Below are 1,332 nucleotides of genomic sequence, written 5' to 3'. Positions count from 1 at the left end.
CGCGTTGACTCATCAAAGATGCCCGCGTAGCTGCTATCGAAGAATCATTTGGTAATGCCCGCGTAGCGGCGCGTCTGCTGGGATGGTATCCGCCGGCCCGGCACTGTGAGCCATGGAGCTTTCGATGAGCGAACGCAAGGCCGTCACGAAAACCACCGCCCTCCGATATGCCCGGTCGGACCGGGCCGCCAAGAAGACAATCCTCGACGAGCTGTGTGCCCTGACGCATTGGCACCGTGACCACGCGCGGAAGGCGCTGCGGCAGGCCCTGGTGCTCAAACAGGTCAAGCCCCGGCCGCCCAGGCCCCCGCTCTACGGGGACGACGTGATCGAGGCGCTGCGGTTCTGCTGGGCCGTCCAGGGCACCCCGTGCGGGCGTCTGCTGGCAGCGGCGCTGCCGGATTTGGTTCCGCGGCTGCGCGGGTTCAAGGAGCTGAGTATCGAGGACGGAACGGCGGCGTTGTTGCTGAAGATCGCCCCGGCCACCATCGACCGCCGGCTTAAGGCAGACCGGGGGAAACTCGACCCAAGGGGCCGCTCCCACACCAAGCCCGGAACACTGTTGAAGGACTCCATCCCGATGCGGACCTGGGCCGAATGGGACGATGCGTTGCCCGGGTTTGTGGAGATTGATCTGGTCGGCCACGAGGGCGGAAATTCCAGGGGTGAGTTCTGCTTCACCCTGACGATCACTGACATTTCCACAGGGTGGACCGAGACCCGGTCGGTCAGGAACAAGGCCCAGAAATGGGTGTTCGCCGCGATCAAGGAAGCCACCGCGGCGTTCCCGTTCCCGATCCTGGGGATCGATTCGGACAACGGGAGCGAGTTCATCAATTGGGGGCTGCTGCGGTGGTGTGAACAGGAGCAACTGACCTTCACCAGGTCCCGGTCCGGGAACAAGAATGACGGCGCCCATGTGGAACAGAAGAACTGGCATGTGGTGCGCCAAACCGTCGGATACCACCGTTATGACACGGCGGCGGAACTGGAGCTACTGAACCGGATCTGGGCGTTGCAAGGGCGGCTGACCAATCACTTCGGACCCCAGCAGAAACTCGTCCAGAAGATCCGGACCGGCGCAAAGATCAGCAAGAAGTACGACCGGCCGGCGACCCCATACCAACGGGTCCTGGCCGACGAGGGCACTGTCCGGCAAAGCGTGAAGGCGAAGTTGAAGCGGGAGAACAAACCCCTGAATCCAGCGGCAATCCAACGTCAGGTTCAAGCCCTCTGCGCTGAACTACTCACCCTGACCACCGCGAAGCAAGGCCCTAAAAGCCAACCGCCCATCCGGGCACAATCAAGTGATTCTTCGATAGGAGCTACGCG

1 protein-coding gene is annotated in these 1,332 nt (G+C 62.7%); it reads left to right on the top strand.

Translation table 11 applies throughout. The features are described 5' to 3' along the window. Positions 1–124: 124 nt before the first annotated feature. Positions 125–1,332, top strand: a 1,208-nt coding sequence (locus ACX80V_RS21815; RefSeq protein WP_485844905.1) for a DDE-type integrase/transposase/recombinase, incomplete at its 3' end; no start/stop codon positions are given.

Source organism: Pseudarthrobacter arbutini (genome assembly GCF_054510915.1).
Note: the sequence above shows the minus strand (reverse complement) of the source record. Positions and strands in the feature narration are given on the sequence as shown.